Annotated in this window: 18 protein-coding genes; 4 read left to right on the top strand and 14 right to left on the bottom strand. The window is 60.4% G+C overall.

Annotated features, from left to right (window positions below; genetic code table 11):
- Positions 1–125 precede the first annotated feature (125 nt).
- The 7 genes from purU to ACA048_RS27135 all read right to left on the bottom strand — a co-directional run bounded on the left by purU (position 126) and on the right by ACA048_RS27135 (position 8,756).
- Positions 126–983, bottom strand: a complete 858-nt coding sequence (gene purU / locus ACA048_RS27105) for a formyltetrahydrofolate deformylase (RefSeq protein ID WP_007947730.1) — start codon at positions 981–983, stop codon at positions 126–128.
- Positions 984–1,108: 125 nt separating this feature from the next.
- Complete coding sequence (locus ACA048_RS27110; RefSeq protein WP_497627009.1) at positions 1,109–1,741, bottom strand: sarcosine oxidase subunit gamma; 633 nt, start codon at positions 1,739–1,741, stop codon at positions 1,109–1,111.
- 135 nt (positions 1,742–1,876) lie between these two features.
- Positions 1,877–4,894: a sarcosine oxidase subunit alpha gene (locus ACA048_RS27115; RefSeq protein WP_497627010.1), complete on the bottom strand. Its 3,018-nt coding sequence runs from the start codon at positions 4,892–4,894 to the stop codon at positions 1,877–1,879.
- Complete coding sequence (locus tag ACA048_RS27120; protein ID WP_007947734.1) at positions 4,891–5,220, bottom strand: sarcosine oxidase subunit delta; 330 nt, start codon at positions 5,218–5,220, stop codon at positions 4,891–4,893. Before ACA048_RS27120 ends, ACA048_RS27115 begins: the two co-directional genes overlap by 4 nt.
- Positions 5,221–5,234: 14 nt before the next feature.
- Entirely contained in the window at positions 5,235–6,485 is a 1,251-nt protein-coding gene (locus ACA048_RS27125) for a sarcosine oxidase subunit beta (protein WP_007947735.1), read from the bottom strand.
- 23 nt (positions 6,486–6,508) lie between these two features.
- The gene (gene glyA / locus ACA048_RS27130) at positions 6,509–7,762 is read right to left on the bottom strand and encodes a serine hydroxymethyltransferase (RefSeq protein ID WP_497627011.1); all 1,254 of its coding nucleotides are present in this window, start codon (positions 7,760–7,762) and stop codon (positions 6,509–6,511) included.
- Positions 7,763–8,045: 283 nt separating this feature from the next.
- Positions 8,046–8,756 carry a TraX family protein gene (locus ACA048_RS27135; protein WP_497627012.1) on the bottom strand — a complete coding sequence of 237 codons (711 nt, stop codon included), beginning with the start codon at positions 8,754–8,756 and terminating at the stop codon, positions 8,046–8,048.
- Positions 8,757–8,889: 133 nt separating this feature from the next.
- Here ACA048_RS27135 and ACA048_RS27140 point away from each other — a divergent pair, with 133 nt between their 5' ends.
- The gene (locus ACA048_RS27140) at positions 8,890–9,930 is read left to right on the top strand and encodes a threonine aldolase family protein (RefSeq protein ID WP_497627013.1); all 1,041 of its coding nucleotides are present in this window, start codon (positions 8,890–8,892) and stop codon (positions 9,928–9,930) included.
- A 225-nt stretch (positions 9,931–10,155) separates the two neighbouring features.
- Positions 10,156–10,980: an SDR family oxidoreductase gene (locus tag ACA048_RS27145; protein ID WP_497627014.1), complete on the top strand. Its 825-nt coding sequence runs from the start codon at positions 10,156–10,158 to the stop codon at positions 10,978–10,980.
- A 120-nt stretch (positions 10,981–11,100) separates the two neighbouring features.
- On the opposite strand, the gene gbcB is transcribed toward ACA048_RS27145, so the two are convergent.
- Positions 11,101–12,201 carry a glycine betaine monooxygenase reductase subunit gene (gbcB, locus tag ACA048_RS27150; RefSeq protein WP_497627015.1) on the bottom strand — a complete coding sequence of 367 codons (1,101 nt, stop codon included), beginning with the start codon at positions 12,199–12,201 and terminating at the stop codon, positions 11,101–11,103.
- Positions 12,202–12,486: 285 nt separating this feature from the next.
- Here gbcB and gbca point away from each other — a divergent pair, with 285 nt between their 5' ends.
- Both gbca and ACA048_RS27160 read left to right on the top strand, forming a co-directional pair.
- Positions 12,487–13,782: a glycine betaine monooxygenase oxygenase subunit gene (gene gbca, locus ACA048_RS27155; protein WP_310349823.1), complete on the top strand. Its 1,296-nt coding sequence runs from the start codon at positions 12,487–12,489 to the stop codon at positions 13,780–13,782.
- Positions 13,783–13,927: 145 nt separating this feature from the next.
- Positions 13,928–14,296, top strand: coding sequence for a hypothetical protein (locus tag ACA048_RS27160; protein ID WP_497627016.1), 369 nt, complete (start codon positions 13,928–13,930; stop codon positions 14,294–14,296).
- Positions 14,297–14,545: 249 nt separating this feature from the next.
- Here the strand turns inward: ACA048_RS27160 and ACA048_RS27165 are convergent, their stop codons facing one another.
- The 6 genes from ACA048_RS27165 to dgcA form a co-directional block, all read right to left on the bottom strand.
- Positions 14,546–15,733 (bottom strand): retropepsin-like aspartic protease, encoded by a 1,188-nt coding sequence (locus tag ACA048_RS27165; RefSeq protein ID WP_497627017.1) that lies wholly within the window; start codon positions 15,731–15,733, stop codon positions 14,546–14,548.
- 131 nt (positions 15,734–15,864) lie between these two features.
- A complete protein-coding gene (locus ACA048_RS27170; protein WP_497627018.1) occupies positions 15,865–16,431 on the bottom strand; it encodes a GNAT family N-acetyltransferase in 567 nt (188 codons plus the stop codon).
- 21 nt (positions 16,432–16,452) lie between these two features.
- Positions 16,453–17,223: an electron transfer flavoprotein subunit beta gene (gene etfB / locus ACA048_RS27175; RefSeq protein ID WP_497627019.1), complete on the bottom strand. Its 771-nt coding sequence runs from the start codon at positions 17,221–17,223 to the stop codon at positions 16,453–16,455.
- 15 nt (positions 17,224–17,238) lie between these two features.
- Positions 17,239–18,459: an electron transfer flavoprotein subunit alpha gene (gene etfA, locus ACA048_RS27180; RefSeq protein WP_497627020.1), complete on the bottom strand. Its 1,221-nt coding sequence runs from the start codon at positions 18,457–18,459 to the stop codon at positions 17,239–17,241.
- Positions 18,459–20,423 carry a dimethylglycine demethylation protein DgcB gene (gene dgcB, locus ACA048_RS27185; RefSeq protein ID WP_497627021.1) on the bottom strand — a complete coding sequence of 655 codons (1,965 nt, stop codon included), beginning with the start codon at positions 20,421–20,423 and terminating at the stop codon, positions 18,459–18,461. The genes etfA and dgcB overlap by 1 nt, the downstream gene beginning before the upstream one ends.
- 177 nt (positions 20,424–20,600) lie before the next feature.
- Entirely contained in the window at positions 20,601–22,661 is a 2,061-nt protein-coding gene (gene dgcA, locus ACA048_RS27190) for a dimethylglycine demethylation protein DgcA (protein ID WP_046052432.1), read from the bottom strand.
- Positions 22,662–22,670: the final 9 nt, after the last annotated feature.

Raw genomic sequence — 22,670 nt, forward strand, 5'->3', positions numbered from 1 at the left:
CGTTGATTGCCCGGGTTATTGCCTGTGTCTTTTTGCGTTGTTTGTGAGGGCCTCTTCGCTGGCAAGCCAGCTCCTGCGGGGGAAACGCGATCAACCGTAGGAGCTGGCTTGCCAGCGAAAGCGATCTAAAGAACGACCGTGCGATTGGCGTTGAGAAATACCCTTCGTTCAATGTGATAACCGACGGCTCTGGCCAATGTCAGCCCCTCGATATCCCGCCCCTTGGCGATCAGATCTTCCGGGTAATGACTGTGGTCCACCGCCTCCACGCCCTGGGCAATGATCGGCCCCTCGTCCAGGTCGTTGTTGATGTAATGCGCCGTGGCGCCGACCAGTTTCACGCCCTTGTTGTAGGCCTGGTGATACGGCTTGGCACCCTTGAAACCAGGCAGCAGGGAGTGATGAATATTGATCGCCTTGCCGTCGAGCTTGCGGCACAGCTCGGGCGACAGCACTTGCATATAACGCGCAAGGATCACCAGTTCGGCGCCGGACTCTTCGATCACCTGCCACACCTGACGCTCCTGCGACGGTTTGTCGTTGGGGTCCAGCGGGAAGTGGTAGTACGGAATCTGGTGCCAGTCCGCCAGCGGCTTGAGGTCGGGGTGATTGGAAACCACGGCGGCCACGTCCATCGACAATTGACCGATGCGCTGGCGATAGAGCAAGTCGTTGAGGCAGTGATCGGCCTTGGAGACCATGATCACCACTTTTGGCCGGTAGTTCGGCGCAGTCAGTTCGAAGATCATGCCGAAATTGGCACCTCGCTCTTCGAGACCGGCGCGGAAGGCTTGCTCGTCGAAGCCGTCGGGTTGACGGAATTCCACGCGAATGAAAAAACGGCCCGAGAGCCGGTCATCGAAGGAATGGTGCTCGGTGACGTAGCAGCCCTGCTCGAACAAAAAGCGGGTCACCGCGTCCACGGTGCCGAGAACGCTTGGGCAGTCGGCGGTCAGAATCCATGTGTCTGGGGCGCGGCTCATAGTGCGGTGACTCCTGTTCGTTATGGGCAACCGCTGCGCGGTTGATCGCTGGCAAGCCAGCTCCTACATTCGTTCGCATTGTCACCCTCGAACCTGTAGGAGCTGGCTTGCCAGCGAAGGCGATTTCAAGCCTGAACGCTAAGCCCGTACTCGGCCGCCGCATCCTGCAACCACAACCACCAGTAATCCGAGAAGCTGCGACGGATGAGCAGTTCCCAGGTGTCTTCAGCGGTATGGCGGATCACCAGTTGCGACTTGGCGAACACCGTGCCCACAGCCTTGCCCACCGGGAAGCTGTTGGGGTGCACGTCGTAGCTGGTGGATTTCATCAGCACCTGACGCACCTTCGGGCCGCTGAGTTCGAGGATCTGCTGGCCGCCGCTGACGTTGGTGATTGCGATGTGCAGATCACCCAGCGCTTCACGCAGTTTTTGCTCGGCGGCGAATTCTTCACCGGTCGGCACGATCAGCAGCCATTCATCCGGCCCCATCCATTGCAGGCTGGTTTCGCCTTTGATGACGACGGTCAGCGCACCCGGCAATTCGATGCCGAGCGCCTTGTGCACGCCAGCGGCAAATGCGGCATCGTGGCCATCGCCACGAAGGGTCAGGTGGCCGAGGAGTTTTTTCTCACGCACGATCACGCCGGCGTTTTTGCGACCCTTGCCCGCCAGGCTGGCGAGGTCGGCATGATGCAGCGACGACTCGGCCTTGGCCCCGGTGGTTGGGCGTTGTTGGTAAATATTGGCTGCGGTCATAAAGCACCTTTTCCTGAATTCGTACTACACACCTGTGGGAGCAAGGCTTGCCCGCGATTGGGGCAACGCGGTTTGGCTGATACACCGCGTCATCGTTCATCGCGGGCAAGCCTTGCTCCTACAGGGGCTGTGTGGTTACACGTTCTGGCGATCGCCTTTCGGATCGAAGAACACCGAAGAAACGATTTCCGCCTCGATCACGCTGCCATCGGCCAGCGGTGCGAACACACGCTCACCGATGCGCTTCAACCCGCCTTTCACCACACCCATGGCAAACGAATAGCCGAGGGAGTTGTGCAGGTAGCTGGAGGTGACGTGGCCGACCATGGTCATCGGGATCGCTTGCTTGGTGTTGAACACCAGTTGCGCGCCTTCCGGCAGCCATTTGGTCGGATCGATCGGCTTCAGGCCCACCAGCTGTTTGCGTTGATCACGCACGCAGTCTTCGCGGTTCATGCCGCGCTGGCCGATCCATGAGAACGGTTTGGTGCGACCCACACACCAGCCCATGTTCAAGTCGTCCGGGGTCATCGAGCCGTCAGTGTCCTGACCGACGATGATGAAGCCCTTCTCGGCCCGCAGAATGTGCATGGTCTCGGTGCCGTACGGCGTCAGGTTGTACGGCTTGCCGGCCTCGACGATTTTTTCCAGCACGCCCATGGCGTAGTCGGCTTGCACGTTGACTTCGTACGACAGTTCACCGGTAAACGAAATCCGGAACACCCGCGCCGGCACACCACCCACCAGACCTTCTTTCCAGGTCATGAACGGGAAGGCTTCGTTGCTCAGATCAATGTCGGTGACGTGGCTGAGCAGCTTGCGGCTGTTCGGCCCGGACAGGGTCATGGTTGCCCAGTGATCCGTCACGGAAGTGAAGTACACCTTCAGTTCCGGCCATTCGGTCTGGTGGTAGATTTCCAGCCATTGCAGCACGCGTGCAGCGCCGCCGGTGGTGGTGGTCATCACGAAATGGTTGTCGGCGAGGCAGGCAGTTACGCCGTCGTCGAAGACCATGCCATCTTCTTTGCACATCAGACCGTAGCGCGCCTTGCCCACATCGAGCTTGGTCCAGGCGTTGGTGTAGATGCGATTGAGGAACTCACGGCAATCCGGGCCCTGGATATCGATCTTGCCCAAGGTGGACGCATCCAGCAGGCCGACGCTGTCGCGCACGGCTTTGCATTCGCGTTTCACGGCGGCGTGAATGTCTTCACCGGTTTTCGGGAAGTACCACGGACGTTTCCACTGACCGACATCTTCAAACTCGGCACCGTTTTTCACGTGCCAGTGATGCAGCGCTGTGTGACGGACCGGCTCGAAAATGTGCCCACAGTGACGACCGGCCACAGCGCCAAAAGTGACCGGCGTGTAGTTCGGACGGAACATGGTGGTGCCCATCTGCGGGATGGTCACGTTCAGCGAACGGGCGGCGATGGCCAGGCCGTTGACGTTGCCGAGCTTGCCCTGGTCCGTACCGAAACCCAGTGCGGTGTAGCGTTTGACGTGCTCGACCGACTCGAAGCCTTCGCGGGTCGCCAGTTCGATGGCGGCGGCGGTGACGTCGTTTTGCAGGTCGACGAATTGCTTCGGCGCCCGTGCGGTCGCTTTTTCGTGCGGCACCTGGAACAGCGCCAGGGTTGGCTCTTCCAGACGGCTCAGGGCTTTCGGCAGTACGCCTTCGACCGTTTGGAACCCGGCTTCGGCAGCGGCGCGCGCGCCCCCTTCAAAACCGTCGGCCAGGGAATCACCGAGGCCATAGACGCCGTTGATGCCACCGACGCACACGCGTTTTTGCGGTGCTTCGCCCGGTACGAAACCAAGGATGTCTTCACGCCAGATCGGTTTGCCGCCCAGGTGCGAAGCCAGGTGAACCACCGGACTGTAACCACCGGAGCTGGCCACCAGATCGCATTCAAGCCACTCGCCAGGGCTGGTCACGGCGTGTGCTTTGACATCAATCGCCGCCACACGAGCAGCGGTCACGTGCTTGCTGCCACGGGCCTCGATCACGGCGCTGCCGGTCAGGATGCGGATACCTTTGGCGCGTGCTTCTTCAACCAGGGCGCCACGCGGATTGCTGCGGGCATCAGCGATGGCGACGACTTGCAGGCTGGCGTCGAGCCAGTCCAGCGCCACGCGGTAGGCGTGATCGTTGTTGGTCGACAGCACCAGTTTTTTACCCGGCGCTACACCGTAGCGGCGTATGTAAGTCGAGACTGCACCAGCAAGCATGTTGCCCGGCACGTCGTTGTTGCCGTAAACCAGTGGACGCTCGTGAGCGCCGGTCGCGAGTACGACGCGCTTGGCGCGAACCCGGTGGATGCGCTGACGCACCTGGCCAATTGGCGCGCGGTCGCCGAGGTGATCGGTCAAACGCTCGTGAATGGTCAGGAAGTTATGGTCGTGGTAACCGTTGACCGTGGCGCGCGGCAACAGCAGCACGTCAGGGGTGTCTTTGAGCTCGGCGATGACGCTGGCGATCCATTCGGCGGCAGGCTTGCCGTCGAGGCTTTCGCGGGAGTCGAGCAGGCTGCCGCCGAACTCTTCCTGTTCATCGGCCAGAATGACGCGAGCACCGCTGCGTGCAGCCGCCAGTGCAGCGGCCAGGCCAGCAGGGCCACCGCCGACGATCAGCACGTCACAGTGCTGGTTCATGTAGTCGTAGGTGTCCGGGTCGTTTTCGGTCGGCGAACGGCCAAGACCGGCGGCTTTACGAATGTACTTCTCGTAAGTCATCCAGAACGATTGCGGGTACATGAAGGTTTTGTAGTAGAAGCCCGGCGGCATCAGCTTGCCGCCGACCTTGCCGAGAATCCCCATCATGTCGGTGTTCACGCTCGGCCAGCCGTTGGTGCTGGTGGCGACCAGGCCTTGGTACAGCGCTTGTTGCGTGGCGCGCACGTTCGGAATCTGAGTGGCTTCAGTCGCGCCGATTTGCAGCACGGCGTTCGGCTCTTCGGCACCGGCGGCGAAGATGCCGCGTGGGCGGGAATACTTGAAGCTGCGACCGATGATGTCGACACCGTTGGCCAGCAGGGCGGCGGCCAGCGAGTCGCCTTCAAAGCCTTTGTAGCTCTGGCCGTTGAAGGTGAAGTTCAGCACTTTGTTGCGGTCGATCCGTCCACCGTTGGACAGGCGATTGATCTGGCTCATACCTTCGCTCCCAGAGCCTGCGCGGCCGCTTTCGGACTTTCAGTCTTGTCGGTGAACTGCGGCTTGGTGCCGATCTTGTAGGTCTCGAGAATCTCGTAGGTGACGGTGTCGCGGGTGACGTTGAAGTACTGACGGCAACCGGCGACGTGATCCCACAGCTCATGGTGCAGACCGCGAGGGTTATCGCGGAAGAACATATAGTCGCCCCACTCCTCGTCGGTGCAGGTGGTCGGGTCCAGTGGACGCGGGATGTGCGCCTGGCCGGATGCGTGGAATTCCTCTTCGGAGCGCAGTTCGCCGCAGTGAGGACAGAAGATATGCAACATGGGGATTTCTCCTGTTAGTGGGCAACCGCAGCAGCGCCGTGTTCATCGATCAACGCACCGTTGTGGAAACGGTCGATGGAGAAAGGTGCGGCCAATGGGTGCATTTCACCCTTGGCCAGACTCGCGGCAAACACGTTGCCCGAGCCAGGTGTCGCCTTGAAGCCACCGGTGCCCCAACCGCAGTTGAAGAACATGTTCGGCACCGGGGTTTTCGAAATGATCGGGCAGGCATCCGGCGTGGTGTCGACGATGCCGCCCCACTGTCGGTTCATGCGTACGCGGGACAAGACAGGGAACATCTCGACGATCGCCTGGATGGTGTGCTCGATCACCGGGTACGAACCGCGCTGGCCATAGCCGTTGTAGCCGTCGATACCGGCGCCGATCACCAGGTCGCCCTTGTCGGACTGGCTGATGTAACCGTGTACGGCGTTGGACATGATCACGCTGTCGATAATCGGCTTGATCGGCTCGGACACCAGCGCTTGCAGCGGGTGCGATTCGATCGGCAGGCGGAAACCGGCGAGCTTGGCCATGTGCCCGGAGTTACCGGCGGTCACTACACCGACGCGCTTGGCGCCGATGAAGCCCTTGTTGGTTTCAACGCCGATGCACACGCCGTTTTCCTTGCGGAAACCGATCACTTCGGTCTGCTGGATCAGGTCCACACCCAAGGCGTCAGCGGCACGGGCAAAGCCCCACGCCACGGCATCGTGACGGGCCACGCCGCCGCGACGTTGAACGGTTGCGCCCATCACCGGGTAACGGGTGTTCTTCGAGCAGTCGAGGTACGGAATCTCGTCCGCCACTTGCTTGGCATCGAGCAGTTCACCGTCCACGCCATTGAGGCGGTTGGCGCTGACCCGACGCTCGGAATCACGGATGTCCTGCAGGGTGTGGCACAGGTTGTAAACGCCACGCTGGGAGAACATCACGTTGTAGTTCAGGTCCTGGGACAGGCCTTCCCACAGTTTCATCGCGTGTTCGTACAGGTGCGCCGACTCGTCCCACAGGTAGTTGGAGCGAACGATGGTGGTGTTGCGCGCGGTGTTACCGCCACCCAGCCAGCCTTTCTCGACCACGGCCACGTTGGTGATGCCGTGTTCCTTGGCGAGGTAGTAGGCGGTCGCCAGACCATGCCCGCCACCGCCGACGATGACCACGTCATAGACCTTTTTAGGGGTCGGCGTGCGCCACATTTTCTGCCAGTTTTCGTGATGGCTGAGGGAGTGTTTGAAGAGGCCGAAGCCCGAGTAGCGTTGCATAGTCATTTACTCCAAAACCGCGCTCAGCGATAAACCGGGAAGTCCGCGCACAGGGCCGACACTTGCTCGGCGACGTTGGCCTCGACATCGGCATCGCCGAGGTTATCGAGGATGTCGCAGATCCAGCCGGCCAGCGTGACGCACTGGGTCACCTTGAAGCCGCGCGTAGTCACCGCCGGGGTGCCGATGCGCAGACCGGAGGTCACGAACGGCGACTGTGGATCGTTCGGGACAGCGTTCTTGTTCACGGTGATGTGGGCGCGACCGAGTGCTGCGTCCGCCTCTTTGCCGGTGAGGCCCTGACGAATCAGGCTGACCAGGAACAGATGGTTATCGGTGCCGCCGGACACTACATCGTAGCCGCGTTTGATAAACACGCCGGCCATGGCCTGGGCGTTGTCGATCACTTGTTGTTGATAAACCTTGAAGCCCGGCTCCAGCGCTTCCTTGAAGCACACCGCTTTACCCGCGATGACATGCATCAGCGGGCCGCCCTGACCGCCGGGGAACACGGCGGCGTTGAATTTCTTTTCCAGCTCTTCGTTGGCTTTCGCCAGGATCAGACCGCCACGTGGACCGCGCAGGGTTTTGTGGGTGGTGGTGGTCACCACGTCGGCGTACGGCAGCGGGTTCGGGTACAGGCCGGCGGCGACCAGACCGGCGACGTGGGCCATGTCGACGAATAAGTACGCGCCGACTTTGTCAGCGATCTGACGGAAGCGCGGGAAGTCCAGGGTCTTCGAATAAGCCGAGAACCCGGCGATGATCATTTTCGGCTTGTGCTCGACCGCCAGACGTTCGACTTCGTCGTAATCGATCAGGCCGGTAGTGGTGTCGATGCCGTACTGCACCGCGTTGTAGAGCTTGCCGGAGAAGCTGACTTTGGCGCCGTGGGTCAAGTGACCGCCGTGGGCCAGACTCATGCCCAGCACGGTGTCGCCTGCATTCAACAGTGCGAGGTAAACAGCGGCGTTGGCCTGGCTGCCGGAGTGCGGCTGGACGTTGGCGTAGTCGGCACCGAACAATTGCTTGGCGCGTTCGATGGCCAGGGCTTCCACCTTGTCGACGTGCTCGCAGCCACCGTAGTAGCGCTTGCCCGGATAGCCTTCGGCGTATTTGTTGGTCAGACCACTGCCTTGCGCTTCCATGACGCGTTTGCTGGTGTAGTTCTCTGACGCGATCAGCTCGATGTGATCTTCCTGGCGTTGCTCCTCGGCATTCATCGCCGCCAGCAGTGCATCGTCGTAACCCTGGATCTGGTCTTGCTTGCTGAACATCGCGTCTCTCCCAGCGGCGGTGGTGCGCCATTCGTCTCGGTGAGGCATGTGCCTTTCGGCAGTGCCCTTTGAATGCGATGGTATGACCGGCGCAGGCAGGTCAAATGCCTATGGACGCCACGCAAAGGTGCGTTTACGACATGAGCCGAAATGCCTGACCGGACACGGTCCTTGAAGCAACATGGATCCCTGTGGGAGCGAGCCTGCTCGGGATGGCGGTGTATCAGCTACATTGATGTCGACTGACACTCCCTCTTCGCTGGCAAGCCAGCTCCTACAAGGGTTAGGCGGCGATCTGGCGGACGAGTAACAGCAGGAAAAAATGCAGCGGATACAGGGCATAGGCCCAGCGCCGCATCGGCGGTGGATGGACGCCTTTGACCTGTCGCAAAAGCAACATTCCAAGCAATGGCGCGATCAGACAAGCAACGATGCCGGGAACGGCAGCACTGTTGCCCAGCTTTGCAGCGTAATACAGCACGTGCCATTCATTGGCCGCCAGGCAGATCACACCCGGCAACAGGCTGAAGTACCAAGGCCGATTGATCACCAGCAACATCGCCAACGGCAACAGCACCCCGAAGAAACCAAACATCACGTGCTCCCGGAACAATGCCGCCAGCGTCAGCGCGCCGACCGCGAGCAGTCGCGATGGCAGTGTCGGGTGCTGCCAGCCACGCGCAACCAACAGACCGAGCGCCAGCGTGGGCATCACATTCAAGGTGGCGGGATCAGGAATGTACAGCCTGTAAGGGATCTCGCTGATAGCACTGAACAGCAGCAACCAGCCCAGATACCGCCATTGATGTGTAACTTCCTGTGCACGGGAAACATTCACCGCCATCGCCAGACAAAACCACGGAAACGCGAGTCGTCCCGGGACATACAGCAGATCGACGGAATAACCGACATATCGCAGGTGATCAAGCACCATACTCAATAGCGCCAGCCACTTGAGCAGATCCAGTGCCCCATCCCGTTGCGTCATGTGCATAATTGCCCGTCGTCTTTGTGTTTTTCTGTCAGACGCATCGCGTGTGCTCCCCGGATGATCTTCGGTAAAGTGCGCACCATCATTGACCACGAGGCGCTTCACCATAAGCGACTCGACCACGGAAAGCAGGGCCATGACCGATAAGAGCCAACAATTCGCCAGCGACAACTATTCCGGTATCTGCCCTGAAGCCTGGGCGGCCATGGAACAGGCCAACCACGGCCACCAGCGCGCTTACGGCGACGACGAATGGACCGCTCGCGCGTCCGACGACTTCCGCAAACTGTTCGAAACCGACTGCGAAGTGTTCTTCGCCTTCAACGGCACCGCTGCCAACTCATTGGCCCTGTCGTCGCTGTGCCAGAGTTACCACAGCGTGATCTGCTCGGAAACTGCCCACGTCGAAACCGACGAATGCGGCGCGCCGGAATTTTTCTCCAACGGTTCCAAACTGCTGATCGCCCGCACTGAAAACGGCAAGCTGACCCCGGAATCGATCCGCGAAGTGGCCCTCAAGCGCCAGGACATCCACTACCCGAAACCGCGCGTCGTAACCCTGACCCAGGCGACTGAAGTTGGCAGCGTCTACACCCCGGAAGAAATCCGCGCCATCAGCGTTACTTGCAAAGAGCTGGGCCTGAACCTGCACATGGACGGCGCGCGCTTCTCCAACGCCTGTGCGTTCCTCGGTTGCTCCCCGGCAGACCTGACCTGGAAGGCCGGCGTTGATGTGTTGTGCTTCGGCGGCACGAAAAACGGTATGGCGGTCGGTGAGGCGATTTTGTTCTTCAACCACAAACTGGCTGAGGACTTCGACTACCGCTGCAAACAGGCCGGTCAACTGGCCTCGAAGATGCGCTTCCTCTCGGCGCCGTGGGTCGGGATTCTGGAAAACGACGCCTGGCTCAAATACGCCCACCACGCCAACCGCTGCGCGCAGTTGCTGGCCGAACTGGTGAGTGACATTCCCGGCGTGGAACTGATGTTCCCGGTGCAAGCCAACGGCGTGTTCCTGCAACTCTCGGAACCGGCCATCGCCGCACTGACCGCCAAGGGCTGGCGCTTCTACACCTTCATCGGCAACGGCGGCGCACGCTTCATGTGCTCGTGGGACACCGAAGAAGAGCGCGTACGGGAATTGGCCGCAGACATACGCGAAGTCATGTCCCGCTAACTCTTTCCACTGATCGTTCCCACGCTCCGCGTGGGAATGCCTCTCGGGACGCTCCGGGTTCCTGCATCACCACTGGTGCAGAGTCGAACATCGTTTCGACGCGGAGCGTCAGGGGCTGCATTCCCTCGCGGAGCGTGGGAACGATCAGTCGTGCCGCAACTCTTGGTCTACATTGTCTGCGAGCGGTGTTGATCCGCTCTCATAACAATAATCAGGAGCGCACGCATGTCATTGAAAGGCAAAACCCTCTTTATCACCGGCGCCAGTCGCGGGATTGGCCGTGAGATCGCGCTACGCGCGGCGCAGGATGGGGCCAACATTGTGATTGCAGCCAAAAGCGCCGAGCCGCACCCCAAGTTGCCGGGCACGATTTTCAGTGTGGCGCAGGAGGTCGAAGCGGCGGGTGGCAAGGCGTTGGCCTTGCAGGTGGATGTGCGCGACGAAGACGCGGTGCGAAAAGCGCTGGCCCAGGCTAACGAGCATTTCGGAGGTATTGACGCGCTGATCAACAATGCCGGGGCGATCAAACTGACCGGCGTTCAACACATCGAACTCAAGCGTTTCGACCTGATGCACCAGATCAATACCCGCGCCGTCTTGCTGTGCAGCCAGGCCGCCCTGCCCTATCTGAAAAAAACCGGCGGGCACATTCTCAACCTGTCGCCGCCGTTGAATCTGGCGCCCCAATGGTTCGCGCAATACAGCCCTTACACCGTGACCAAATACGGCATGAGCATGCTGACGATTGGCATGAGTGAGGAGTTCAAAAATTACGGCATCAGCGTCAATTCGCTGTGGCCACAGACCATGATCGCTACTGCCGCCATCGAGTTTCAGCTCGGCTCACGCGAATCCTTCAAGTATGCGCGCACGCCGGCGATCATGGCGGATGCCGCCCACGTCATCCTGGACAGCAGCGGGCGCAGCATCACTGGGCGATTGCTGATTGATGAGGAGATTCTGCGGGAGCATGGCGTGACCGAATTCGATCACTACCGCTTTGAGCCCGGCACCAACGACAAGTTGATGCCTGACTTATTCGTGGACTGAAACACAAACCATTGTGGGAGCGGGCTTGCTCGCGAAGGCGTACTGACATTCAACATTAATGTTGACTGATACGACGCCTTCGCGAGCAAGCCCGCTCCCACATTAGTTTTGCGGTGTTGCTTAGAACTCGATACGCACGTCACCCTTCGGCACGCTGCAGCACGACAGAATGAACCCTTCGGCTTCGTCTTCTTCGGTGATCCCGCCGTTGTGGTCCATCTCGACTTCGCCACCCAGCTTCATCACCTTGCACGTCCCGCAGATCCCCATCCCGCACGCTTTCGGAATCAACAGCCCCAGCTTCGCCGCGGCGGCGTGAACGGTTTCACCCGGTGCCACGCGAATGCTTTTGCCGGAGGCGGTGAATTCCACCTGATGCAGGTCCGCCAGGTCGACTTCCGGCGCATCCGCCGCTTGTTCGGCTTGCTCCACGGCATCGGCGCGGGCTTCCGGTGGCGTCGCGCCGAACGATTCCTCGTGGTAACGCGACATGTCAAAGCCGGCGGTCTCGAGCATGCGTTTCACCGCATTCATGTACGGCGTCGGGCCACAGCAGAATACTTCGCGCTCCAGGAAGTCCGGCGCCATCAATTCGAGCATCTTGTGGTTCAGGTAACCGCGATAACCGGCCCACGGTTCGCCCAGACCATGCTTCTCGCAGATCAGGTGCAGGCTGAAGTTATCGATCCGCGACGCCATGTGTTCCAGCTCGCGGTGGTAAATGATGTCTTTGGGCGAGCGGGCGCTGTGGATAAACACCATGTCGACGTTGCCGTTGGTGTCGTAGAACCAGCGTGTCATGGACATGACCGGCGTGATGCCGACGCCGCCGCTGAGGTAGAGCACCTTCGGCGCGGTGAAGTCCATGGCGTTGAACAGCCCGACCGGGCCGTGCACCGCCAGTTCCTGACCTTCATGCAGGGTGTCGTGCAGCCAGTTCGAGACCTTGCCGCCGGGTACGCGCTTGATCGTCACCGAGAAGCTGTAAGGCACCGAGGGCGAGCTGGAAATGGTGTAGGAGCGCATGATCGGCACGCCTTCGATTTCCAGCTCCAGGGTGACGAACTGCCCCGGCTTGAAAAAGAACAGGATCGGCTGGTCGGCCATAAAGCAGAACGTGCGCACATCCCAGGTTTCCTGGATGACTTTGACGCAACGGACGATGTGTCGACCATTGGCCCAGGTCTGGGTCGTTACCGGATTCAGGAAGCTGTTGGACATGCTGTTCTCCACCGCCGATGCTCGGCCTTATGTTGGCGATTCTGCGTAACGTGCGAACCACCCATTTACCTATCTGCGACATTCACATACTTATCGCGACCAGCCTGCATCTACCGGGGGTTGCGCGTCGGGAACAGATTGGGCCATGTCGCCCATGGATAAGGTTCCAGGCAACAGCGGCCCCACACTCGCCCCATACCAAGACACATCCTTTACACCTTGCGTAGCAAACCTGATTAGCCACTATTTCGCCGGCCACACAGAATGGCCATGAGGATCACATCGATGGACGTCACCGCAAAAATCAGTCTGGGCGATCCACTGGAACCCGCACGCAAGGCCACCGCGCAGATGCTGCAAGAGCGCGAGCGTACTTTCTCGCTGCCGCAGCCGTTTTACTCTGACGAGCGGCTGTTTGATATCGACATGCAGGAAATCTTCCAGAAAGAGTGGTTGATCGCCGGCATGACCTGCGAGATCCCGACCAAGGGCAACTACCTGACCCTGCAGGTCGGCAAGAACCCGATCATCGTGATTCGCGGCGCTGAAGGCGTGGTGCATGCGTTTCACAACGTCTGCCGCCACCGTGGATCGCGCCTGTGCACCAGTGAAAAAGGCAAAGTCGCCAAACTGGTCTGCCATTACCACCAGTGGACGTATGAGCTGGACGGTCGTTTGCTGTTCGCTGGCACCGAAATGGGCGCCGACTTCGACATGAACCAGTACGGCCTCAAGCCGGTGAATGTGAAAACCGCTGGTGGCTACATTTTCATCAGCCTGTCGGAGAACCCGCCGGCCATTGATGACTTCCTGTCGACGCTCAACCATTACATGGAACCGTACGACATGGAGAACACCAAGGTGGCGATTACCACCACCTTGATGGAAAAGGCCAACTGGAAACTGGTGCTGGAAAACAACCGCGAGTGCTACCACTGCAACGCGTCGCACCCGGAACTGCTGAAAACCCTGCTGGAGTGGGACGACGTCACCGACCCGCGCGCCGATCAGGCCTTCAAGGACCACGTAGCCGCCTCCGCTGCTGCCTGGGAAGCCGAGAAGATCCCTTACGCCCACGCCAGTTTCGGCCTGCGTAACCGCATCGTGCGCATGCCGCTGCTCAAAGGCACCGTGTCCATGACCCTGGACGGCAAACAGGGCTGCGCCAAGCTCATGGGCCGCATCAAGAACCCGGACCTGGGCTCGATGCGCATCCTGCACCTGCCGCACTCGTGGAACCACTGCATGGGCGATCACATCATCGTGTTCACCGTGTGGCCGATCAGCGCCCAGGAAACCATGGTCACCACCAAGTGGATCGTGCACAAAGACGCGGTTGAAGGCGTGGACTACGACGTGGAGCGCATGCGCAAGGTTTGGGACGCCACCAACGACCAGGACCGTCGCCTGGCCGAAGAGAACCAGCGCGGCATCAACTCCACCGCGTACCAGCCTGGGCCTTACTCCAAGACCTATGAATTTGGCGTGGTGAACTTTGTGGACTGGTACAGCGAGCGTTTGCTGAACAACCTGGGGGCCGAGCCTGCGCCGTACCTCAAAGGGGTTCCTGTTCAGGGCTAAAGTCAAAAGCTTCGCGAGCAGGCTCGCTCCCACAGTAGATCGGAGCACACCCGACCATGTGGGAGCGAGCCTGCTCGCGATAGCGCCCTCCCTAACAACACATCCTTCCCCGATATCTTTCTCCCGACTCAGAGCTGTACGAAATATGACCTATTCCGTTCAGCGCTATGCCGCCCGCACCTCCCAGCCTTCCACAAACAAGTTATCCACACCTCCACCCACAGCTATTGGGGACAAGTGGGGTTTTACCGAAAACTTTCTCCACAGAAACCGAAGAAAATCCGTGACTTATCCAAAAGCAGGGTTTTTGACAGCGGCTGGTTGTTTTTTGATCGAAAGCTTACAGGGCACGTTCGACGTGGCTTGCAGCGGATGGCAAACACCTTATCCACAGAAGCGCCAACAGACTTTGGGGGCAACTTCCGTCTTGCTGTGGAAAACCGATGAAAGCCGCGAAAAATCGGGGTTTGCGCGACGTTTACCGGTCCAGATCGACGATTTGATCGTTTTTTAATCAATCACCTGAAACATCCGGTTTACATGGCCTGTAGCGGTTAGCGAACATCTTATCCACAGAAGCGCCAACAGAGATTGGGGGCAAGTATTAGAGAACGGGAAACCTTATCCACCGCAAAAAGCCTGTAAAAACCGCCAGTTAGCCTGGTTGTTTTTTGTACGATGGCTTGCAGCGCTTGATTTGTATGGGGTGTAGCGAGGGGCAAACACGTTATCCACAGAAGCGCTAACAGGGTTTGTGGGTAAATCAGATTTTATTCAGGCATGAGCGACCTGATTCAGTGTCCAGGTTCAATTCATAATCATTGAATGCCCGCCACCCAAGCAGAATCGAAGGCACGTACTGTCCTGACATCAACGACGGAGGGATGGTGAAGCCCGGGTAGTATTTGTAGGTCACTACCCTGATGTTCCCGGACAAATCCAACTCGCCCTTGAAGGTCTGGTGATGCGGGTGTTCGGCGATGTGAATGGGCGAGTCACCAGGCGAGGCCGATGTCAGGTAATCCACATTCCCGGTATCAAGAATCGCCAGCGTCGCCCGACGATCCAGCCGTGCGGAAATGGTCAGTCTTTGATTGATGTCCGCACGCGAATAGGTAACGGGAGAATCGCATCGCGCGGGACGTTCAGCGTTGAGTTCCAAGGTCTTTTTCTTGAGCTTCAATTGCCCCAACTTTCCGATCAGATCAAGCCCCAACAAGTTATCCCGGTCACTGACAAACACCAGGACGTTTCTGAACTCGCTCCCGCCGACCTTCAACGATTGAAAGATCCCGAGTTTGGCCGACAGGTCGTGCTCCCCATAAAACGTGCTGTAGCCGTAATGGGAGTCGGTTAACAACGTGATGCCCATCCGCTTCGCGGTTTCGTCGTTGACCCGGGTTTGCGGGGCGCCGGTGTCGACAATAAAGCGTGAGGAGACGCCATTGGCCGCTTTGACGTCGACGTAGGGCAGCACTTCGTCCGTGACGTAACCCTCACTGGGGCGGGGATAAATCGTCAGCACCTCGTGCCGTCGGGAGCGGGTTACCGAAAAATCGCCGACCGCGCGCAGGGTGGCGATCGATTGGCGGCCAAACATGGAAAACAAGACGTTGAGCTCGGGGTCATTCGCGATGGCCTGAGCATGGCGACGCTTGATCGCCAGGTAGTAATCAGGGAGCTGGTTGGAGGCTTTGGCTTCAAACATGCGGGCGAAAACGGTCACTGAGCAATCGAGGTGATTTGCGGCGTCCACAACCATGTCGCATTGCTTGCGCAGTTGGGCCAAGGACGCATTTTGCCCTTGCTCGGACTCCATCCACTGATAAAAATCCTGATCAGCCTCATTGCGTGGTTCGACAGTGTCTGGCTTGGCAGCCGCCATCAACCCCGCAGGCATGCACATCACCGCGCAGAGCAACCAGGTCGTACGCCGCCACAAAGCCTTCATGTTCAACCCACGCATAAAAACGGGTTTTATGACTCAGCGCTGAACGTCTGAAAGCTCCGTAAACCGTGCTGCACCCTTGACCAGCGCACAGCAAAACTGTAGTTCACCGAGCGGCATGGCGGGAGGCAGCCCTACGGCCGGTACATCAGATAGGCTTCACCCGTGACCCGAATCATTGGGTGGGGTGTGATCTGGCAGGTGTCGACGACTCGAAAGCCATGCCGCTCGTAAAACCGCCGGGCGCCGGTGTTGGCCGCATAGTCGATCAGGCTCAGGCCATTGAGCCCCAACAGGTTGGCTCGGTCGTAGGCGTAAGCGAGGAATTGCTTGCCCAGGCCCAGGTTCCGCCAACCCTCATGCAGCGCGAGGCTGGAGATATACAGGGTGTCGGGGATTTCCATTTTGGCGTACGGCGCCAGCACTGGATCGGTGACGGGGGCCGCCATCGGATCATGACGCTTCACGTAGCTGTGCATCATGCCAATGACATTGCCTTCGGCCTGCGCAATCACGCAGTTCTGCCAGGAAAAATCGACATCGTCACGGGCGTAACGACTGGCGCCCACATCAAGCAGGTCCTGGCCGGGCTGCGCCAACTGGCTCCAGATGTAATCCGAAGCGCCCGCTGCTGAAATCTGGAACAACCGCGCTATCTCCCGCGCATCGCTGCGCAGGGCTGAACGAAATTCAACTGCCATTTACCTGCCCCCACAGGACCGCTAGCGGACCACGCCTTCTTCGATCAATAACTTGAGAATGGCTTCGGCACCCACTTGCGCCGTCACGCCTTTAAGCACCTGCCCGCCGCCGCCACTGGCCTTGGCCGTGGCTGCTTTCATCCGGTCCGCGCCGCTCTTGGCCTTGATCACCTTGAGGCGTTTAGGCCGGGGTTTGGCCGGTTGCAACGTGGCGACCGTCAGCAGTTCATCGTCGATCACTTCGACTTCATCGGCTTGCAGCACGCCACGTCGAGCCGGGCCGTAGGCGCTTTGCCGAGGCTTCGGCGCAGCGTTATCCACAGTGGCGAGAAACGGCAGGCGCACTTTCAAGCGACGACGCTGACCACGCGGCAAGGCTTGAAGAACCAGCGCCGAATTGCCGTCGATGGATTCCACCTGCGCCAAACCAACCACCAGCGGCCAGCCGAGGCTTTCCGCCAGCAGGAACGGCAACATGCCCGAGCCTTCGCCGGTTTCTGCCTGACTGCCGGTCAGTACGACCTGGGCCCCCGCATCGCGCAAATAAGCGGTCAACGCCGGTAATGCATCAGCACCCGACGGTTGTTCCAGTACATGCAACTGCTCCAGGCCCATGCCCAGATACGCGCGCAGCGCCGGTTCCGCGACGTCGCCGGCATGCAGCACTTGCAGGTTATCCCCGGCCAGTTGCAGGCCCAGCTCCACCGCCCGTGCATCCTGCTCCGCGCGACGTGGCCGGCCAGAAGTCGGGTGGGCGCCGATGGACACCAGGCTGATGATTTTCGTGCTCATAACCCTTTCCTTCCCTTAAGCCGCATCGCGCTTGGCGTCGTCGCGGTAAGCCGCTACCGCATCGATCAAGGCTTGAAGAATCTCGGCGCTCTCGCCGATCACCGACAGGTCGGCCCGTTTGATCATGTCGCAGCCAGGGTCGAGGTTGATCGCCACCACCTTGTCGCAGGCACCGATGCCTTGCAGGTGCTGAATCGCCCCGGAAATGCCTACGGCCACGTAAACCCGCGCGGTGACCCAGGTGCCGGACGCGCCGACCTGACGGTCGCGCGCCATAAAGCCATCGTCCACCGCCACGCGGGAGGCGCCTTCGGTGGCGCCCAACGCTTGGGCGGTCCTGTGGAAAAGTCCCCAGTCCTTGACCCCGTTGCCGCCAGAGAAGATGAACTCGGCTTCGGCCATCGGAATCGCCGCTGGGTCCACCGCCACCGCGCCCAAGTCCTCGATACGCGACAAACTGCGCGCCACGGCTGTGGATAACTCAACCGGCAAGGCTTCGTGACGGGTTTCGCTGACCGGTTCGGCGCATTCGGCAGCCGCCAGAATCAGTCGAGCAACCGGACGCGCGAGGTCTTGCAGACCGGCACCGGCGCGGCCTATGCACTCCTGATCCTTGACCTGCCAGACCCGCGTGGCCGGGCGTTCGCCCAGCGCAGCAGCAAAGCGCCGACCGAGTTCTCCACCGCCGCTGCGACTGTCCGGCAGCAACCAGTGACGCGGGCTGAACTGGTTATCCACAGCCCGTAGACCCTGGACACGTTGTTCCGGTGCATAACCGCTGAATTCGTCGCCCTCCAATACCAGCAAGCGATCAACGCCTGCCGTGGCGAAGGCATTCTCTTTGTGCTCGCCAAAGACCACGGCCAATACCGCGCCGTCCTTGCCGGCCAATTGATGAGCCAGACCTAGCAAATCGCGGTCGTGGCTGCTCAAGCGGCCGCCGACCATGTCCGGTACTACGCTGATGTAAAACGCCGGTGCAGGCACCTGATGCAGCGGCAATTGCACTTCAACAGCGGCAGTGCGTTTAGTCGCCCCGCCCTGCTGAGCGCCGCTGCGGTCAATGCGCTTGATGCCGTTGGGGCCGATAAAACCGATGCCATGCAGATTCTTGCGGATGACGCCGTTCGGCCCCATCCAGCTGTGTTGCGCCGGTTGCATGGCCGCGTGCAGCGGGTGCAAGCGGTTACGGGCAATCCATTCGGCGCGGGGGTCGCGGCGGATAATGTCGCTCATCAATGAGCCTCCGCAGGTTCACGTTGGGCCGGTGCAGCCGGTTTGCTCGGTGCGGCATCTTCGAGCAATGCATCGGCGACCAGTTCGGCGATGTCCTTGATCAGCGGACGCGGTTCGACTACGCCTTCGAGCATCGCGGTGCATTGTGGACAACCCACGGCCACCAGTTCCGCACCGGTTTCGCGGATGTCCTCCATGCGCATGTCAGGGATCCGTTGCTTGCCGGGAATGTCGGTGATCGGCGCACCGCCACCACCGCCGCAGCAGCGCGAGCGGAATCCGGAGCGTTGCATCTCTTTCACTTCAATCCCGAGGGCGCGCAGCACTTCGCGCGGCGCCTCGTATTCGCCGTTGTAGCGACCGAGGTAGCACGGGTCGTGATAGGTCACGCTACTGCCTTTGTGCTGACCGAGGTTCAGGGCGCCAGCGCCGATAATTTCCGCCATGTACGTACTGTGGTGCTGCACGAGGTAGTGGCCGTCGAAGGCGCCGTACTCGTTTTTCAGCACGTGGAAGCTGTGCGGGTCGCAGGTGACGATGCGGTTGAAGCTGTACTTGGCCAGGGTCTGGATGTTGCGCTTGGCCAACAACTGGAACGTCGCTTCGTCGCCCAGACGTCGGGCCACGTCACCGCTGTCGCGCTCTTCCAGACCGAGTACCGCGAAGTCGACCTTGGCCGCTTTCAGCACTTTGACGAAGGCACGCAGGGTGCGCTGGTTGCGCATGTCGAAGGCGCCGTCACCGACCCAGAACAGCACGTCGACGGATTTCTTCTCGCTCATCAGCGTGAGGTTCAAATCCGCCGCCCAGTTCATCCGCCCGCCCGGCGCAAAGCCGCCCGGGTTGTCGGTGGCGATCAGGTTTTCCAGGACTTCGGCGCCCTTGTTCGGAGTCGCGCCTTTTTCCAGAGTCAGATGGCGACGCATGTCGACGATGGCGTCGACGTGCTCGATCATCATCGGGCATTCCTCGACGCAAGCGCGGCAGGTGGTGCAGGACCACAGGGTTTCAGCGTCCACCAGGCCGTTGACAATCGGTTGATGCGGATTGCCGGCGTGCTCGCCAATCGCTTTGCCACCGCCGTCAAGGGATGGGTAAGGGCTGCCGGCGAATTTGGCGTCGGTGCCTCCGGCCAGGCCAACGACCATGTCTTGAATGAGTTTTTTCGGGTTCAGCGGCTGGCCGGCGGCGTAGGCCGGGCACGCGGCTTCGCATTTACCGCACTGCACGCAGGCGTCGAAACCGAGCAGTTGGTTCCAGGTGAAATCCTTGGGTTTTTCCACGCCCAGTGGCGCGGTTGGATCGTTCAGGTCCAGCGGTTTCAAACCGGTGGAACGGCCGCCACCAAAACGCTCGGCACGGCGGTGCCAGGCCAGGTGCAGCGCGCCGGCGAAGGCGTGCTTCATCGGCCCGCCCCAGGTCATGCCGAAGAACAGTTCCGAAACGCCCCACAACACGCCGACGCCAAGGATCGCAGCTACCAGCCAACCACCGAAATTTTCCGGCAGGATGCCGGCGACCGGCAGGGTCAACAGGAAGAACGATGCCGAGAACGCCAGCAAGCTTTTTGGCAGGCGCATCCACGGGCCTTTGGACAAACGCGCTGGCGGATTGCGCCGACGCAGGTAGACAAAGATCGCGCCGACGAACATCACGACCGTCATCAACAGTAGCGCATAACCCAAGATGCGGTTATGCAGGCCGAAACCGTGCACCAGAATCGCCAGCACGATGGACGCCACCGCACCACCGGCTGTGGCAACGTGAGTGTTGGCGATGTATTTGTCCCGCGCGACGACATGGTGCAAGTCGACCATGTAGCGCTTGGGCATGGCAAACAGGCCGCCGATCAGGGCGACCTTCGAGGCTCGGCCCCGGCGCCACATGGCCACCCGCCGTAACGCGCCCAGAACCGCAAGGCCCAGGGCAGCGAACAACAGGATTGGAAGAAGGGTGTTCAACATGGTGGAGCTCCCAAAGACCGCAGGGTCTTGCAGGCCAAACTACCTGGATGCCTTGCCCGATTCCCTGTAGGAGCAGAGCTTGCTCGCGATGGCGGTATTGCTACCGCACAGAATGCATCGGATGTTCCAACGCTATCGCGAGCAAGCTCTGCTCCTACAGGGGTTATCCACAAGCTCTTAGAAATCCTTGCACAACCGCAGCGCGTCGTAGATGGCGGCGTGGGTGTTGCGCTGCGCCACGCAGTCGCCGATGCGGAACAGCAAGTAGCCGTCGCCCGCCTGGCTCAGTGAAGGTTGTGGCTTGATCGCGAACAAGGCTTCGATGTCCATCTGGCCTTTGTTGCGCGAACCTTCCTTCAGGGCGTAGTAGATTTCTTCGTCCGGACGCACGCCGTTTTCGACGACGACCTGGTCCACCACCCGCTCCTCTTTGGCGCCGGTGTATTCGTTTTCCAGCACCGCCACCAGCTTGTCGCCTTCGCGGTAAACCTTCTCCAGCATCATGTCCCCGGTCATGATCACTTCTTTGGGGTACATGCTGCGGTAGTAGGTCGGGAACGAGGTGCCGCCAATCGCCACGCCCGGTTTGATGTCGTCAGTGACGATCTCGACCTGGCTGCCCTTGTCGGCGAGGAAGTCGGCCGTCGACATCCCGGTGAACTCGCAAATGGTGTCGTAGACCAGCACGTTCTTGCCCGGTGCCACCTTGCCGTCGAGGATGTCCCAGCTGCTGACCACCAGGCCTTCAGCCGCGCCCCAGTGTTCGTTCTGCTCCAGGAACGGATGCCCGCCAACGGCGAGCACCACCACGTCCGGACGCAGGTCGAGAATGGTCGCTGCATCCGCCGCCACGCCCAGGCGCAGGTCGACTTTCAAACGCGCCAGTTCCAGCTGGAACCAGCGGGTGATACCGGCAATCTGGTCCCGTTGCGGGGCTTTCGAAGCGGTGGTGATCTGGCCGCCGATGAATTCTTTCTTCTCGAACAGGGTCACGTCGTGGCCACGTTCGGCGGACACACGAGCGGCTTCCATCCCGGCAGGGCCGGCACCGACCACCACAACCTTGCGCTTCACACCGGTCGATTTCTCGATGATGTGCGGCACGCCCATGTATTCACGGGAGGTCGCGGCGTTCTGGATGCACAGCACGTCCAGGCCCTGGTACTGACGGTCGATGCAATAGTTGGCGCCGACGCATTGTTTGATCTGGTCGACCTGGCCCATCTTGATCTTGGCGATCAGGTGCGGGTCAGCGATGTGGGCGCGGGTCATGCCGACCATGTCGACGTAGCCGCCCTCCAGAATACGGGTCGCCTGGTTCGGGTCCTTGATGTTCTGCGCGTGCAGGACCGGGGCCTTGACCACTTCTTTGATACCGGCCGCCAAGTGCAAAAACGGCTCCGGTGGATAACTCATGTTCGGGATAACGTTGGCCAGGGTGTTGTGGGTGTCGCAACCCGAACCGACCACGCCGATGAAGTCGATCATGCCGGTGTCGTCGTAATACTTGGCGATCTGCTTCATGTCCTCGTGGGACAAGCCGTCCGGGTGGAATTCATCACCGCACAGACGGATGCCGACGCAGAAATCCGGGCCGACTTCCGCCCGCACAGCCTTGATCACTTCGAGGCCGAAACGCATGCGGTTCTCGAAGCTGCCGCCCCATTCGTCGGTACGTTTGTTGACCCGTGGGCTCCAGAACTGGTCGATCATGTGCTGGTGCACCGCCGACAGTTCGACGCCGTCCAGGCCACCGGCCTTGGCCCGCGCCGCAGCGCTGGCGTAGTTGCCGATCACCCGCCAGATTTCTTCAGGCTCGATGGTTTTGCAAGTCGCGCGGTGCACCGGCTCGCGGATGCCCGACGGCGACAGCAGGGTTGGCCAGTGCTCGCCGTCCCAGCGGGAACGACGGCCCATGTGGGTAATCTGGATCATGATCTTGGCGCCATGCTTGTGCATGGCATCGGCCAGGTTCTGGAAGTGCGGAATGATCCGGTCGTCGGCCAGGTTGACCGACTTCCACCAGCCTTGCGGGCTGTCGATGGCCACGCTGGAGGAACCGCCGCAAATCGCCAGGCCGATCCCGCCCTTGGCTTTCTCTTCGTAATACTTGACGTACCGGTCGGTGGTCATGCCGCCATCGGTGGCATACACCTCGGCATGCGCGGTGCTGAGCACGCGGTTACGGATGGTCAGTTTGCCGATCTGGATCGGCTGGAACATTGCTTCGAAAGCCATGGCGGGTTC

Source organism: Pseudomonas sp. LBUM1659, assembly GCF_059716045.1.